Genomic DNA, 15,532 nt, shown 5'->3' with positions numbered 1-15,532 from the left:
GCCGCGACACATGCCGCGCACGCCACGGACGCTGTTGAAGTGGAAAGCTTCGCCCACACGTTTGTTGCCTCTCTCGAATGCGGAGACCGCTAGCCCGTTACGCCACCCAGCGGACGGGTACACCGTCCGCTCAAGATCAACGCATCTTGATAAAGATTTGATGCAGAGCGGCACACCTCCGCTAGTTCGGCCTAACGAAGGCGGGCCAGCCGAGCCGAGGCCAGTCGACGAAGAACTCCGATCTTGCGCCGGCCGATCTGTTATCTGATGGAGACGATCGGCGAGCTGCGTGCGTGCTGTGAATCTGAGTTCAGTAGTGGCGTATAGAGTTCCAGTCGTTCTCGATTCATTTGTCGTCAAAGACCGGAAACGAATCTTCGCGCCGCATCGACCCGGCGCATCTCGTCAAAACTCAATCGGCCGGCGCCGTCACCTACTCGACTGAGATCCACAGCGGCTGCCTGGGCGCGCCGAAGTTGATGTCGGCGCGACTAGCCATGTTGACAGCGGCAAGTCGTGTCCACTTCACAATCAGGTCCAACCGGATCCGGCGTTCGAAGGCGATGGTTAGTGTGTGGGTCAGCGGACGTGGTCGTGGCCGGTGGGGCGCTGGTCTCGCCGAAGGCATATCGCGACCGATTCTCCACAACGCGGGCTGGGCGCTTCGGTACTGGCTCATTAGCTCCTAACCAGCTGCGCTAATGCTGCGAGTGCTCGGTTTCGGCACCCAAGGTACCAAGGCAGTTTCGCCCAGTCGCTATCCAAAGCTTTCCGCCCAGTTCGGCGGACTACCCGGATATTGGAAATGCGGGTCAGTGAATGGTGTAGCCGCCGTCGATCACGACGACCGATCCGGTCATGAACGCCGAGGCGTCGGAGGCCATGTAGACCACGGTCGGGGCGATCTCCTCCGGCAGCGCGAAACGCTTCATGGGAGCGTCCTCGATCCAGTACCTGTGGAATTCCGGCTTGTCGACCGGAGCCATTTCGGTCTTGACGTAACCGGGAGCGAGGGCATTGACCCGGATGTTGTACGGAGCCCATTCGGCCGCAAGGGATTTCGTGAGCTGGTGAACCGCTGCCTTCGACGCGTTGTAAGACGGCTGCCATTGCGGGCGGTTGACGATGATGGAGCTGATGGAGCCGACGTTGATGATGTTGCCGCCGCCGTGATCTTTCATATAGGCGCCGGCCTTCTGGCTGAGCCGCCAGAGCGACCGGGTGTTGACGTCGAAGACGTGGTCCCACTCCTCGTCGCTGATCTCGAGCGCGGGGCGGTGGATGGCGATGCCCGCGTTGTTGAGCAGCAGATCGAGCCCACCAAGCCGTTCCACCGCGCCGTCGACGGCCTTGGCGGGCCCGTCAGATGTGGTGACGTCGACATCGAACGCTTGAACCTTCAGGCCCTCGTCAGCGAGCGTAGCGACGGCGGCAGCGTTGCGTTCGGCGTCGCGAGACACGAAGGAGACATCGGCGCCGGCCTCAGCCAGTCCGCGCACGAACGCCAGTCCCAGGCCCCGGTTGCCGCCGGTGACCAGAGCACGCTTTCCGGTCAGGGCGAAGGTTTCGAGAACAGTCATGTGTGTCTCCGTTTGATGGCTGGCAACTGCGTCGACTACTGATCACTGGCCGCCGCTGTACCTTCTGGTGGTCAGACCGTTGAGAAGTGCTGCGATGATGAGAACGGCGCCGAGCGCCAACAGTTGGAACTGGGTGCCTGCGTTTCCCTCGAAGTAGAGGATGATGCCGGCGTTGAGCCATACGATCAGCACGGTGGCGAGCAGAACGCCGGTCAAGCGTCCGATGCCGCCGGTGATGGCGACACCACCGAGAACTGCGATGGTGATCGCCGGCAGCGCCAGGCCGTTGCCGGACGTGCCGGCATCGGGCCGCGCGGAGGCGAATTCGGCGGTGACATAGACGGCCACGAGGCCCGACAGCGCCCCGGACAGAATGTAGGCCCGCATCCGGGTGCCTGCGACGTTGAGGCCCGCCCATCGAGCGGCGATGTCGTTCGTGCCGATGCCGTACAACCGGCGGCCGTAGGTGCCGCGGTCGATGACCAGCCACAGGATGACGAGCACGGGTAGCAGGAACGTGAAAACACCAAGCGGAACGTCGGGGATGTAATCGCCGATGATCGGGATCCGCACGGAACCGGTTAGGGAGTACAGGCCCTGGATCGCGGGACTGTTGATCGGCTTCTGATCGCTGATCACCAGTGCGATGGATCGGTAGGCGTAGTAGGTGGCCAGGGTCGAGATGAGCGCAGGGAAGCCGATGCGGGCGATGAGGAATCCGTTGATGCCGCCGAGGATGCCGCCGACGACCACGGCCAGCGGTACTGCAGCCCACAGCGGCCATTCCCACTGGCCGCAGGCGAATCCGAAGATCATCCCGACCAGCGACACCATGGCGCCGACGGACAGGTCGATACCGCCGCGCCCGGAGACGATCACGATGAGTTCCGCGAAACCCAACAGCGCCAGTGGAACTGCGTCGATGAGGGTCGCCGACATGTAGTCGAAGTCGTAGTCACCGGTGAGGTACCCGGCGTTGCTCATATAGATCAGCACGCCGACGACGATGACGATCAACACGCCGAGCAGCGCGATGCGCTGCGTCAGTACGGTCTCCAGGAATCGTGCAGCCCACGGCCGGGACGATTGTTCCGGGGTGGCGGGTGGGGCGGTGTCAACGCTCATGCCGATCTCCTCGTGCGTTGGCGAAGCAGGTCGGTGCCGACCGCCAGGACGATGAAGATTCCAACGAAGAGGTCGGACAGTTGTGAAGGCCAGTTCAGCTGGATGACACCGGATTTCACGGTCTGCACGAGGAGCGCGCCGAGAAGGGTGCCGAGAACGGATCCGCGGCCGCCCATGATGGACGTGCCGCCGATCACGACTGCCGCGATGACGGCGAGCTCCTGTCCGTTGCCGACAGATTGATCGAGGTTCGACGTGCCCTTGGCCAAGGTGTAGATCGAGGCGAGTCCGATGAGCAGGCCGGTGATCACATAGGTCATGAGGATCCGGCGCTGCACCCTGATCCCGGCCAGCCGGGCGGCGACGGGATCGCCTCCGACTCCGAAGAAATGGCGACCGCCCGGGGTGTGCCGCAAGTACCACCATGCCACGGCGGTGAGGATTACGGTGATGGCGAAACTGTGCGGTATTCCGAAAGTTTGGCCGTCAGCACCCCGCCCGAACCACGCCAGGGTGTTCGGCATGCCGGTGACCGGTTGCGAGGCGAATGTCTGCAGGCCGATGAATAGGAAGAGGTTGGCGGTGCCGAAGGTGATGATGATGGCGTGCACCCGCCCGTAAGCGATGAGCACGCCGTTCACCAGGCCGAGGATCGCGCCGATGACCAGAGCCACGATCAGGCACATGATCAACGGAAGTTGTTGGTCACGCATGAGTTTGGCGGTCACCACTGAGCACACCATTATTGCGCCACCGACGGATACGTCGATACCGCCGGCGATGATGACGAAGGTCATGCCGATGCCGATCAACGCGACCGGCGCCACCTCGACCAACAGCGGGATCAGCGAGCCCGCGCTGAGAAATGCCGGCGTGGCGAAGCCCAGTACAACCCACAGCAGGGCGATCACAGCGATGAGGCTGATCTCGGCGGGTGTGATGGGGAACGGAAGAACCCGCCCGCGGGCCCGGACGGGGGCGGCGGCCGGATCGAGGGTGATGCTCATGCTGTGGTCGCCTCTTCGATGTCGCCCGCGGCAGCAGTCAGGAGGTCGACTTGTCGTGCGCTGGGGCCGAATTCCGCGGTGATGGTGCCTGCGCGCACGACGAGCAGTCGGTCGGCGATGCGCAGCGCCTCTTGCAGATCGGAGGTGACGATGAGGACCGCGGTGCCGTTGTCGGCGAGGTCCGTGATGATGCGGTGGATTTCCTCCTTGGCGCCGATATCGACGCCCTGAGTCGGTTCGGCGAGGAGCAACAGTTTGGGCCGCTCGACAAGCTGGCGGGCGAGCACGACCTTTTGTGCGTTGCCACCCGAGAGCTTGCCGACGGTGTAGTTCTCGTCGGGTGCCTTCACCGCCAACCGGCCCATCAGATCTTTGGCCACACTGCGTTCCGTGCGCTGGTCTACGAACGCCCGGCCCAGCGAGAGGCGGGACAGGTGGCCGATGGAGATGTTGAAGGCGATGGACTGAAAACTGAACATGCCTTCCGTCTTGCGGTTGGCCGGCAGCAGGGCAATGCCCGCCTTCTCGGCCTGGCGCGGTGTGCGCGGCGCGATGCGTTTCCCCGACAGGATGATCTCGCCACCACTGGTGCGGGCGAGGCCGTGAATGCACTCCGCGATCTCGGCGACGCCGGAACCGACGAGCCCGTACAGCCCTAGGATCTCACCGGCCCGGATCTGCAGGCTGACATCGTGGAAGTGGCCGGCTCGCGCGAGTGATTTCAGCTCCAGCAGCGGCGGACCGTCAGGGATCACGCGCGGGGAGCGTTCGTCCGAAAGTGCCTCCCCGACCATGAGTTCGGCGATGCGCCGCACTGACATGTCCTTGATGGGATAAGTGCCGATGGTGCTGCCGTCACGCATGACGGTCACCAGGTCGGCGATCTTGACGACTTCGTCGATCCGGTGGGAGATGTAGATGATCGCGACGCCTTCGTCGGCAAGTCTGCGGATGATTCGGAACAAAACCTCGATCTCGGCGTCGGTCAGGATAGCCGAGGGTTCGTCGAGGATCAGGACCCCTGCCTCACCGGCCAACGCCTTGGCGATCGACACCTGTTGCTGAGTGGCTACCGGCAGACTGCCCACGACAACGGTGGCTAGTTCCTCTGGCAGATCCAAGGTTTTGAGGAGTGCTACGACCCGTTCGTTCTGTGCGGCCCAGTCCACACGGCCGCCTTTGACCATCTCACGGCCGAGGAAGATGTTCTCGGCGACGGTCATCTCGGCGAACAGTTGCGGCTCCTGGTAGACAGTCGAGATGCCGAGATTGATCGCATCGAGGGTCGAGCTGATCGTGGTGGGTGCTCCGTTGTAGGTGATGCTGCCCGCATCGGGAGTGACGGCACCTGAGATCACCTTGATGAGGGTGGATTTACCGGCTCCGTTTTCACCCACCAGCGCGTGGACCTGCCCCGGCTGGAGTTCGAAATCGGCATGCCTGATCGCCTTGACCGCTGCATAGCTCTTGACAATCCCGGTCAGGGTCAGTCGTGTGTGCTCCGGCATGAGATCTCCCGTGGTGCTGGTGATCGACCACTCGGCTGCGCGGCCCAGCTCGTTGACGAGCGGGGCCGCGCAGCCGACAGGCGTATCAATAGTCGAACTGGTCCACGTTCTCGGTGGTGATCAGCAGGGGATCACCGAGCACCAAGGTCTTGCTGGCCTCGTCCCATTTGATGGCCTTCATGTCGGGGCTGACGTCGTTGGTGGCGGCGAACGTCTTTCCGGTGGCGAGCTGTTCACCGGCCCACGCCGTCAGGTAGCCGAGGTTCTGCACGTTCCACAGGATCGAGCCGGAGGAGGATCCGTCGGCGAGATATGGCTTCATGGACTTCGGCGTGCCGACGCCGACGGTGAAGACCTGCCCGATCTTCCCGGCATCCTTGACGGCCTGTGCGACACCGACAGCGGAGGTGGTGCACTGCCCGACGAGGCCCTTCAGATCGGGGTGCGCGCTCATCAGGTCGGTCGCCATCTGCGTTCCGCGGGCCTGGTCCTCGCCGGAGAACACGACGTCCACAAGTTCGGCCTCGGGATACTTCTGGGACACGTAGGCCTTTTCCACGGCGATCCAGGAGTTCAGGTTCTCGGCGGTTTCACCGCAGGACACGATCGCCCACTTGCCTTTCCCGCCCATGGCTTTCATGAGCGTCTCGGCGGTGGCGTTTCCGATGCCGTCCGCGGTGGCCTGATTGACAAAGGCTTCGCGGACGGAGTTCGGCGCGTCGGTGTCTGAAGTGAGCACCTTGATGCCGGCGTCCTGGGCCTGCTTCATCAGCGGAGCCATCGAGTCGGGGTCGTTGGGGGCAACGATCAGCGCGTCGACCTTCTGCTGGATGAAAGAGCGCACGATCTGGGCTTGGGCGGCGGCATCGGCCGATGTGGGCCCCTGGTAGAGCCAGTCGATGTCGCCGAGTGCGCCCGCGGCCTGCTGTGCGCCGACATTCATCGCCTCGAAGTAGGGCGAGCCCTGCAGCTTCGGTACGAAGGCGACCTTGAGGTTCTTGCCGGAACCTCCTGCCTGTGCTGACGTCGCACCCGGTGACGAAGAACTGCTGCTCTCTTCGCCCTTCTTGGTGCACGCTCCTGCGACCATCGTCGTCGCCAATACCACGCACGCCAGGCCGACGAAACGCCGGGAAATCCTCATCGACTTCTCCTCCAAGTGGATTGGGATTACGCGCCCGCGCTGGGTCAGCGTTTGGCCGCGCACCATTTCCGCCCGCCTGCGTTTCATATTTCGAACCGCTAGTCGGGTGGTGAAACACACGTTAGGGTGGCGAATGTGACCTTGTCAACAGTACTTCTCGCGCGCAGATTCGATATTTGAAACGCCCAATTGTGTTGTCCAGTGCGCCTGATCGCGAAGGGCCGACTATCGTTCCCGGGATGTCGGTCCGGGAGTCCCTTCGCCAGGAGGGCTGGCAGGACAGCGTCCGGGTGCCCGCGCTGGCGCGCACAGTTGCGGTGCTGCAAGGGATTTGCGACGCCCGCCATCCCATGGGACTGGCCGAACTGTCCGGGGTCACCGGCTTCCCGAAGAGCAGCGTGATGAGGATATGCCACGCGTTGACCGAGGAACATCTGCTGATCCGTGGCGTGGACGGAACGTACGCACTGGGCTCGCGGGTGTTCGAACTCGGATCGGTATCGCGTAGTCATAACACCCGACTACGCGACATCGGATTCACCTACCCGGTGGACGAAAGCTTCTTCGTCGCCGAGATCAAAGCTCTTCGCGCGGAGGCGACCGCACTGAGTGGCGATCTGCAGGTGCGTTGCGCCGCGGAGAACAAGGACCGGCAGTCGCAGCAGATCCGGGACTTCGTTGCGGCCCGCGTCGATCTCATCCTGGTGGAACCGGTGGTGTCCGAGGGGCTGGAAGCGGCGTGCGCTTTTGCGCACGCGGCACGTATCCCGGTGGTGGCCATCGGTTCCGCGCATACCGGTGCCGACGCGGTTGTCGCGACCGACAACACCAGAGCCGGCACGCTCGCGGGAGCCGCACTCGCCAAAGCCCTTGCCGGGCAGGGCCGAGTGGCCGTCGTCGGCGGCATACCGATCACCGCAAATTCCGACCGAGTCGCCGGATTCCTCGGCGCGATCGCCGCCTACCCAGGGATGGCCGTCGTAGCCACCAGCCGAGGCGAGCTGGATGCACCGTCGGGGCAGCGGGCCGCTGAGGAGATCCTCGCTACGCACCCCACGGTCGACGGGTTCTTCGCCAGCAACGACCAGATCGCGATCGGCATCTCCGGTGTCCTGTCCCGTCGCGACCTGTCCGTACCGATCGTGTCGGTCGACGGCGCCCGGGGAGCTGTCGACCAGATCCGGTCCGGCGGGGCGATCATCGCCACCGCCACGCAGGACCCGGTGGCACTGGTGCGCGCCGCGATCGAGATAGGGAGCGCCCTGCACAGCGGCCTCGGCGTCGTCCGCCAATCGCACTACATCTCGCCGCGGCTGATCGATGTAGAGAACGCGGAGGACTATCAGCCATGGGGTTAGCGGGGCCGCGGACACCCGCGGTGCACCGGGGTGTCCGGATTCTCGACGCGATCGCAACAGGGGACGCGAACACTCCCGCGGCACTAAGCAGCGCCCTCGGACTCGCCAAGAGCTCGATCGCCGACCTCGTCGGCGCCTTGGAAAATGGCGCCCTCATCGGCCGCAGCGTCGACGGCCGCCTCCGCATCGGCCCTCGGTGGGCCACGCTGTCCGACCCCGACGAGGTGCTGGACCGGCTGTTGACCGCATGCGCGCGCGCACCGGGATTGGACGGGCACACCTTTTCTATCGTCCACCTGTTCGGGAACCAGATCATCTGTCTTGATGTTCGATCGGGCCGGTATCCGCTGCCGCTGACGCCACGACCGGGTCAGCGGATGATGGCGGAGGACAGCGCGGGAGCGATCGCCATCCTGTCGTCCGTGCCGCTGTCCGAAGCGGCGGGACTGGTCCGCAGCGCGACGGGCCACCTCGGTCTCAGCGACGAACAGGTGGACCAGACGCTCGCGCTACGGCGCCGACAGCGCAGCGCTGTCTATGAATTGGCATCAGCGCATACTGGCCGCCAGTTCGCGTGCGCAGTGCCGGGGACCCGATCATCAGCGCTCACCCTGCACGTGCCCGATCGGTGGTCCGAACCCGGATTCGCGCGCAAGGCAGGCAGAGCATTGACCGCCCTGGCGACCGACAGCGGGCTGGGCTCCCGTTGAATATTCCCGTCCTCCTGGGAAATCCGCGGTGCGGATTGGCTACCGGCACGGAGAACAAGAACGATGTATCGGAGCACTGCGGCGCGGGGCATCTACCGTGTTTAATGACCGTTGGCCGAATGCACGCTTTGTCGGACCGCGAAGTCGGCACTCGCGCGACTGCTGACCACGACCCTGCACGGTGCCAGCAAAGGACATACCGATGGCGCACCACCAACCCGGCGTAGTCCGGGCGACGAGATCCCAACGCACGACGACTGCGCCCGCCGCTGCCACCTCGAAGGCCGCGCAACCGTGCGCGCGGTAGTTGTTTCCGGCCCCGGCCAGGTCAGCGTGGACAGCGTGGCGGACCCCACTCCGGGTCCTGACGACGTGATCGTGCAGGTCGACAGCTGCGGAGTGTGCGGCACAGATCTGCACATCCTGGCTGGGGATTATCCGGCCTCCACGCTTCCGGTGATTCCAGGACATGAGATCGCGGGCACGGTTGTCGCAACCGGATCGAACATCTCTAAAGCCATGGAGGGACGCTTCGTTGTCCTGGATCCGGTTGTCGCCTGCGGTTATTGCACAGACTGCCGCGGCGGGCAGCCGAATCTGTGCCGAAACTGGCAAGGCTACGGGGTAACGCTGCCCGGAGGCTTCGCGGAATTCATCCGCGTCCGCGCCGTCGATGTCGAGGCGCTGCCCGCGTCCATTCCGCGACACTGGGCGACATTGACCGAGCCGCTGTCTTGTGTATTGCACGCCATGGACCGCATGGGGCCGGTGAGGCCGGGAGATTCAGTACTGGTCATCGGGGCGGGACCGACTGGCCTGATGATCAGCCAGCTCCTCACCGCGGCAGGGACGTTGGTGGATGTCGTCGAGCGGGTGAAGGATCGACGGCTGCGCGCGTTGAACTTCGGCGCTCGGCGAGTTGGCGCCGACACCTCTGAGCTTGATCAGCCGGAGGGCTGGCACCTCGTCATCGAAGCGACCGGTTCGGTTGGTGGCTTCGAAGCCGGGCTGCGATCGGTACGTCGCGCCGGCCGATTCCACGTCTTCGGAGTAGCGGCTCCCGACGCACTTGCAACGGTGTCACCCTATGACATCTTCGCCCGCGAACTGACGATCAGCGGCTCACAGTCGTTGCAGCACACACTGCACCGCGCGGTCGGTGTACTGGCCGCCGGACTCCTCGACGGCAACGCCTTCGTCACCAACCGCGTCGACATCACCGATGCCGAGCGAGCATTCGAGGTGGTCCGGCGCGGCGAAGGTGTCAAAACCCAACTCGTGCCTAACGGTGGCTGAGCGACTCGCGCCACCACCGATGGGAAGCACTCATGGTCGACCGAGACTCAGCAGCAGAACCAGCCAGAGAGAAGCGAGCAACCGGAATGAAAACTCAGCAGTGGTCTCATTTTTCAGCCGTCCGCGAGAACGAACGTCTCTGGCGGGTCACGTTTAATAATCCGCCGATCAATTTGGTGAGCCCGGAGATGCTCGTCGAGTTGCCCGGGCTGATCGACCAGATGGAAGCGGCGGGTGAGCTGCGGGTGGTGGTGTTCGAGTCGGCCAATCCGGACTATTTTTTGAACCACTACGACACTTCCCGCGTGGCGGAAACGCCTAAGGAACTAGGAGTGACCGGATACCCGCTGGTGATCGACACCAGCACTCGACTCTCGCACTTGCCCGTGGCGTCGATCGCCAAGATCCGGGGGCGGGTGCGCGGCATCGGCAGCGAGTTCACCCAGGCGATGGACATGCGTTTCGCCAGCGAACGGGCGCTCTTCGGCCAACCCGAAACCGCTAGCGGAAACCTGCCCGGTGGAGGCGGCCTAGAGCACCTTCCCCGCCTGATGGGCCGGGCCCGGGCATTGGAAGTTGCGCTTTCCAGCGACGACTACCCGGGCGAACTGGCCGAGCGGTACGGGTGGGTCAACCGTACTGTCGACGACAAGGACCTCGATGCGCTGGTGGACAACCTGGCCCGCCGGATCGCGTCATACGACAAGGAATCCATCGCGGCAGTCAAGCAGCAGATCAACCGATACACGTCGCCGTCGCCGGAGGACATGATGTCCTCCCTCGAGATCTATTTGACCTCGTTCCAGTGGCCAGGGTCTAAACGCCGACTCGCCGCCGCGCTCGCAGCCGGACGCAATCAACCTGGTGACTATGAAATGCGCCTCGGCTACCACTTGGGCCGCCCTATAGAAGCAGAGGTCTGACGAAAGTTCGAAGACCGCTGGGTGGTTGCGGCATCAGACGTACCGGGATAGGACATCGAACTCCGCCCAGGGCGCGGGCAGCTTCGGCAACATCGAGACGATGCGATCCGCGTTCATGCGAGTGGTCTCGATCGGGCCAGCCAGTACTGAACCGGTTGCGATGTGCAGAGATGGTTATGCGGTGACCGCGGCGGCGATCGCCGCGGCGGAGCGGTCGACGTCTTCATCGGTCGTCGCCCAGTTCGAGATCGACACCCGTAACACGTACACACCGTTCCATGTAGTCCCGCCGAGCCAGCACGTCCCGTCGCGCTGAATCGTGGAAACGGCTGCGCGGTTGGCATCGTCGGCGCCGGGCAGGCGGACCAGCACCTGGTTGAGAACGACGTCGTTGAGCACCTCGGCGCCGGGAATAGCGGCCAGACGTTTGGCCATCCGCTGTGCCTGCGCACAATTGCGTTCAATCATCTCGGCAATGCCCGCGCGGCCCAGCGAACGAATCGCAGCGTAGATGGGGACTGCGCGGGCACGTCGAGAGCTCTCCGGAACGTAGTTCGTGCTGTCGCGCTGGCCCGGATCGACGACCAGATAAGGACCGGCCAAGCGCATCGCGGCCAGGTGAGCATCCGGATCGGCGACGATGGCCATCGCGCCGTCGTAGGGCACGTTGAGCCATTTGTGCGCGTCGACGGCCCAAGAGTCCGCTCGCTCGACGTCGGCGGTGAGGTGCCGGGTGGCCGGTGCGGCGGCGGCCCACAGCCCGAATGCGCCGTCGACGTGCAACCAGGCGCCACGCTCCGCGCACACGTCGGCGATCGGTCCGAAGGCGTCGAACGCTCCGGTAGCCACGTTGCCGGCCTGCGCGCACACGATAGTCGGTCCGCCGTTGTCGGTCAGGGCTTTTGCGAGCGCATGGGGAGCCATCCGGCCTTGCTCGTCGGCTGGTATGCGGATAGCTGTCTCCGATCCGAGGCCCAGCAGTCGCAACGACGTGTAGATCGTGGCATGGGCCTGCTCGCCGCACAGGACGCGGACCACGGGTGCGCCATTCAGCCCGTCGCGCTCGACATCCCAACCCGCGCGCGCGAGGACGGCATTCCGCGCCGCAGCCAGGCACGTGGTGTTGGCGCCCTGTCCACCGGTGACGAAGCCGACACTTGCGGTTTCCGGCAATCCGAGCAACTCGAGCGTCCAGGCCGACGTGATTTCCTCGATGGCGGCCGCAGCAGGGGACAGGGAATGGAAGGCGGCGTTTTGGTCCCACGCCGACACCAGCCAGTCCGCGGCCAGCGCGGCGGGCAGCGCGCCGCCGATGACGAAGCCGAAATGGCGCGGTCCGGCGGTCGCGACCAGGCCGGGTTCGGCGCCTGCGGCCAGCGCGTCGACCACCGTCGCCGGGTGTTCACCGTGTTCTGGCAACGGTCCGCCGAGGGCGTCGCGGACGGCCGCCGCGTCGGAGCGGGCGGCTACGGGGCGGTCGTCGACTGTGGCAAGAAATGCCTCAGCGTGCTGGACGGCAGCGCGGAGGCCGGCGGTGCGGTCAGGCATGAGCCGACCCTACGTCACGGCAGGTTGGCTGCGATCTCGTCGAACGCGGCGATGGTGAGAAGCAGCTTGGTCGAGTCTGCTGGTGCCGTCGGGTGGGTCGATGACGCCGGCCTCGGCGGCGGCATGAACGTACCGCGAGGTCGGCGTACATCACCCGCAGACATTTCGGCTTCAGCCAGGTCGCGTACGACACTGAGACGATAACTGCCATTTCCGTTGACACTTCGGTTATTTGGCTGCGGTGGCTGGTCAGCGATGGACCGCCAGGTGCGTCTCGAACGCCCAGAGCCTTCTGCCGATACAGCGCGGCTGTCAACGGCGGAGGTGGATTGCCGCTGGCACTGTCCAAGATCGAGTCAGGTCGGCGCGGCAGTCCGGGTTGAAGGTCCGGGTCGCGGCAGGGGGATTGGCCTTCAGCAAGCCGGCCGGCCGAATCGGCCTCGGTGTCAGGTTGCCGCCGCAGTTCGGGCAGGCCCGGTCTGGGAAGGTCGCAACGCAGTCGGCGCACCAAGTGCACTCGAAGGTGCAGATGTAGACATTGGGTGAGGCGACATCGAGATCGCGATCACAGCACTCGCAGTTGGGGCGCAATTCCAGCATCGGTCTTCCTCGATTCCGAATCCAAGACCCGTAGGACATCAGAGCACACGGAACGGAACTAGCGAAACACACCAACGGGGCTGGATTCGCTCTGTTGACTCGTGATGGCACCCTGGTATCGACCGCCGTCCGAAACGCGCCGATCGATGCTGCACGGCGAGAAGCCGCCGCCTAAATCCGCGCGCCGAAGAGAGGAAATCGGCACACACGGTTCTCCCAAGCATGAATCGATTTTTCACCGAAAAAGTAGATGAGCGATGCGAGTGACGCACCGAAGTCGTTGGGGGACAGGCGTTGCCCCAATCATGGGGGAGTGGCCGACAGTACGGCAATTGGGTGCCGACGCCTGAGGCATAGCGCAACAGTGGCCCGATGAACAAGATCACCGGTCCAGTCCAGCCCCAAATCCAATCCGCCGCTGCCCGCACCGATCCTGCGGGCCGTCGACGCCCTAGGATTCGGCCGCTACGAAAGACCGTGCTCGCTTTCAGTCCGCCTTCTGGAGCGACGACGGTCTTTCGCATCTGATCGTGTTTCCCGCCGATGACGGCGAGCCGTCGATATGGGTGTTCGATCTCGACGCATTCGCAGCAGGCCCGTGTTGTGTGCGCACCTGTTTCACACCATCACGCCCTACGCGCTCGACCGTCCACCGGCGCAGGCCGTCGATTGGCTAAGGCTTTGTTGGCAGAGGTTTTCGGCCGTCCGGTACCCGAACCGGTCGCGACGGCAGTGACGTCGTGGACGAGCGACCCCTACACCCACGGCGCGTATACGCAGTGCCCGCCTGGCGCCGACCCGTCGATGTTCGACGCGCTCGGCGAACCGGCGCACGGTCGGCTGCTGTTCGCTGGCGAGCACACCAGCCGAGCGAGGTCCGGTTACGCCGACGGCGCGTACGTCAGCGGCCTTCGCGCCGGTCAACTCCTGGCGTCAGGCGTGAACTCGACGGAATTGCGCGCTAGGCCTTGTTCGGTCCCGATCTTTCTGGTGGACATATGCATGCATTGGCCAGGTTCCACGGTCGTCAATGCACCGCGGCGCCGCGACCGCTGAACCAATACTCGTCCCGTGGAGGACACCGGGACAAACCGAGACCTACCCGTGCTGGTGGTTGTTGTCGAAATCGCCTATGGAGCAGCCTGTTCCAGCATCCACATAAGCGATATCAAGGTTCGGGTGGCTTGTACGACGCCACCGTTCAACGCGCTCTCCGCGTTCTTTCAGCGAGCATTATCTCCAAGAGCCCAAACCGACGATCGCACGGGAAAACCACCCCGACAGTGCCGCGCGACTTCATGGGTTACAGCCAGCCAGAATGGCGACTCCATTAGCCAACTCCGGGCCATGCGCTCTGGTATAACAATTTTCAGAAACCTCATCGAGGAGGTGCGGTATATGCGCGCAGTACCTGTTTCGTTACGCCGCTCGCGGCTGCGGGCGTCATCGCTCTAGGGATCTCGACAAGCACCGCCTGGGCGGGCGGGCCGGGTGGCGCTATCGAGGACTCAAATGACATCTCCGTTGCGGTCGGTACCGGTGTGTTCGTTGATGGACTGGTGGGTTTTAGAGCGAGCGGCGCCACCAATGAAGAAGCGTCGGCGCAGGTGATCGCGCAGTGCCAGAGCGCGGGTGGTCAAGAGTGCACCAGCGATGAGGTAACCAACGATAATCTCTGCATCGTTTCCGTTGGCGACGACAGCAACGAGATCGTGGCCGGCGGTGCCGGGCTGACTGTCGAAGCTGCCCGCGACAATGCGTTCCAGCGGGCGGGTGCCAGCGGTACGCCCCTGGGCTCGACCGCCGCCATCGTCATATCGGATTGTCACTAACGGGTGAGCCGATGTCAGGGCCTGCAGCGAATGACCATTGTGTACCGGCCTAGTAGGCCAAAAGGTGAAAGACATATGACAAATCGACGCAAGTCAGCACTGTTGCTGGTGAGTTTGACGGTGGTGGCGGGCGTTTCCGCGCCCGCCGCCGATGCCCTACCGAGCTGCCAGGATTCAGGCACCACGTCCACCTGCCAAACCAACGGCAGCGTGTCGATCAAGGCGCGTCCCGGGACAGTGGCGGCCCCTGCCAACCAGCCTGTAATTCGGTGGGGGCGCCGTCGCTAGTACCCACTTTCCGTGAGTGGCCGCGTGTGCCTCACGCAGGCACAATGCAAAGCGCACAACGCGTCACCGTGACGCATCTGAGCGGTGCTATCTCAAAGAACCCGCGCGGGCTCGGCCGTGATTAGACAGCCGGTAACTTCGGTGCATCGCTGCGGCACCTGGTTTTCCGCCGGCCTCGGCACGATTCGACGCATGCCGGGTAGTCGTCCACTCGCTTCGTTCAGCTGACAATATCTAACTTATCGACGCACCAGTTGGGGCTTCCCGAGGCGGCGGCGTCCAATCCGCCGAGGTCGTCGAGAAGACGTTCATCGCGAGCACGGTGGACAGCGCAGCGAGGGAAGCATGCTATGAGCAGCCGGGCCCGGCACTACCGGGGGGCCGAGCGGCTGCTGGAGGCCCTGCTGCGCGACAAGCGCGGTAGACACGCTGGCGGTGAAGGCTCGGGTGCAGACGGTGTGGGGGTACAGGTGCCCGCCATGCTGGCCACCGTGCGCGATGTCGCCGACAGCGAGTACGTGGAATTCAAGTCGATGGAGGAAAGGCGTGAGATGGTGGGCCGGGGTGCCTGACGCGATGTCCACCTGACTGGCTAAGGACGACGAAGGAGAAC

The 15,532-nt window shown here is 64.2% G+C and carries 14 protein-coding genes; 7 read left to right on the top strand and 7 right to left on the bottom strand.

Annotation, left to right across the window (positions count from 1 at the left end; genetic code table 11):
- Nucleotides 1-812: 812 nt before the first annotated feature.
- The 5 genes from ACVWWN_RS21945 to ACVWWN_RS21925 form a co-directional block, all read right to left on the bottom strand.
- Nucleotides 813-1,580, bottom strand: a complete 768-nt coding sequence (locus ACVWWN_RS21945) for an SDR family NAD(P)-dependent oxidoreductase (protein ID WP_457145727.1) — start codon at nt 1,578-1,580, stop codon at nt 813-815.
- Nucleotides 1,581-1,622: 42 nt separating this feature from the next.
- Nucleotides 1,623-2,705 (bottom strand): ABC transporter permease, encoded by a 1,083-nt coding sequence (locus ACVWWN_RS21940; RefSeq protein ID WP_457145726.1) that lies wholly within the window; start codon nt 2,703-2,705, stop codon nt 1,623-1,625.
- On the bottom strand, nt 2,702-3,712 hold the full coding sequence (locus ACVWWN_RS21935; RefSeq protein ID WP_457145725.1) for an ABC transporter permease: 1,011 nt from the start codon (nt 3,710-3,712) through the stop codon (nt 2,702-2,704). The genes ACVWWN_RS21940 and ACVWWN_RS21935 overlap by 4 nt, the downstream gene beginning before the upstream one ends.
- Nucleotides 3,709-5,220 carry a sugar ABC transporter ATP-binding protein gene (locus ACVWWN_RS21930; protein WP_457145724.1) on the bottom strand — a complete coding sequence of 504 codons (1,512 nt, stop codon included), beginning with the start codon at nt 5,218-5,220 and terminating at the stop codon, nt 3,709-3,711. The genes ACVWWN_RS21935 and ACVWWN_RS21930 overlap by 4 nt, the downstream gene beginning before the upstream one ends.
- Before the next feature lie 85 nt (nt 5,221-5,305).
- Nucleotides 5,306-6,364 (bottom strand): autoinducer 2 ABC transporter substrate-binding protein, encoded by a 1,059-nt coding sequence (locus ACVWWN_RS21925; protein ID WP_457145723.1) that lies wholly within the window; start codon nt 6,362-6,364, stop codon nt 5,306-5,308.
- A 239-nt stretch (nt 6,365-6,603) separates the two neighbouring features.
- On the opposite strand from ACVWWN_RS21925, the gene ACVWWN_RS21920 reads away from it, so the two are divergent.
- From ACVWWN_RS21920 to ACVWWN_RS21905, 4 genes are all read left to right on the top strand, one after another.
- Nucleotides 6,604-7,722 (top strand): substrate-binding domain-containing protein, encoded by a 1,119-nt coding sequence (locus ACVWWN_RS21920; protein ID WP_457145722.1) that lies wholly within the window; start codon nt 6,604-6,606, stop codon nt 7,720-7,722.
- Nucleotides 7,713-8,432, top strand: a complete 720-nt coding sequence (locus ACVWWN_RS21915) for a helix-turn-helix domain-containing protein (RefSeq protein ID WP_457145721.1) — start codon at nt 7,713-7,715, stop codon at nt 8,430-8,432. Before ACVWWN_RS21920 ends, ACVWWN_RS21915 begins: the two co-directional genes overlap by 10 nt.
- Nucleotides 8,433-8,774: 342 nt before the next feature.
- Nucleotides 8,775-9,728 carry an alcohol dehydrogenase catalytic domain-containing protein gene (locus ACVWWN_RS21910; RefSeq protein WP_457145720.1) on the top strand — a complete coding sequence of 318 codons (954 nt, stop codon included), beginning with the start codon at nt 8,775-8,777 and terminating at the stop codon, nt 9,726-9,728.
- A gap of 32 nt (nt 9,729-9,760) precedes the next feature.
- Nucleotides 9,761-10,651 (top strand): enoyl-CoA hydratase/isomerase family protein, encoded by an 891-nt coding sequence (locus ACVWWN_RS21905; protein ID WP_457145719.1) that lies wholly within the window; start codon nt 9,761-9,763, stop codon nt 10,649-10,651.
- Between the two features lie 174 nt (nt 10,652-10,825).
- On the opposite strand, the gene ACVWWN_RS21900 is transcribed toward ACVWWN_RS21905, so the two are convergent.
- Both ACVWWN_RS21900 and ACVWWN_RS21895 read right to left on the bottom strand, forming a co-directional pair.
- The gene (locus tag ACVWWN_RS21900) at nt 10,826-12,199 is read right to left on the bottom strand and encodes a pyridoxal phosphate-dependent decarboxylase family protein (protein ID WP_457145718.1); all 1,374 of its coding nucleotides are present in this window, start codon (nt 12,197-12,199) and stop codon (nt 10,826-10,828) included.
- Between the two features lie 312 nt (nt 12,200-12,511).
- On the bottom strand, nt 12,512-12,799 hold the full coding sequence (locus ACVWWN_RS21895; RefSeq protein ID WP_457145717.1) for a DUF1272 domain-containing protein: 288 nt from the start codon (nt 12,797-12,799) through the stop codon (nt 12,512-12,514).
- Nucleotides 12,800-13,342: 543 nt separating this feature from the next.
- Between ACVWWN_RS21895 and ACVWWN_RS21890 the strand changes: the two genes are divergently transcribed.
- From ACVWWN_RS21890 to ACVWWN_RS21880, 3 genes are all read left to right on the top strand, one after another.
- On the top strand, nt 13,343-13,855 hold the full coding sequence (locus ACVWWN_RS21890) for an FAD-dependent oxidoreductase (protein WP_457145716.1): 513 nt from the start codon (nt 13,343-13,345) through the stop codon (nt 13,853-13,855).
- 485 nt (nt 13,856-14,340) lie between these two features.
- Nucleotides 14,341-14,631 carry a DUF4189 domain-containing protein gene (locus tag ACVWWN_RS21885; protein ID WP_457145715.1) on the top strand — a complete coding sequence of 97 codons (291 nt, stop codon included), beginning with the start codon at nt 14,341-14,343 and terminating at the stop codon, nt 14,629-14,631.
- A 638-nt stretch (nt 14,632-15,269) separates the two neighbouring features.
- Nucleotides 15,270-15,491 (top strand): hypothetical protein, encoded by a 222-nt coding sequence (locus ACVWWN_RS21880; protein ID WP_457145714.1) that lies wholly within the window; start codon nt 15,270-15,272, stop codon nt 15,489-15,491.
- Nucleotides 15,492-15,532 lie beyond the last annotated feature (41 nt).

The organism is Mycobacterium sp. URHB0021 (assembly GCF_054057895.1).
Note: the sequence above shows the minus strand (reverse complement) of the source record. Positions and strands in the feature narration are given on the sequence as shown.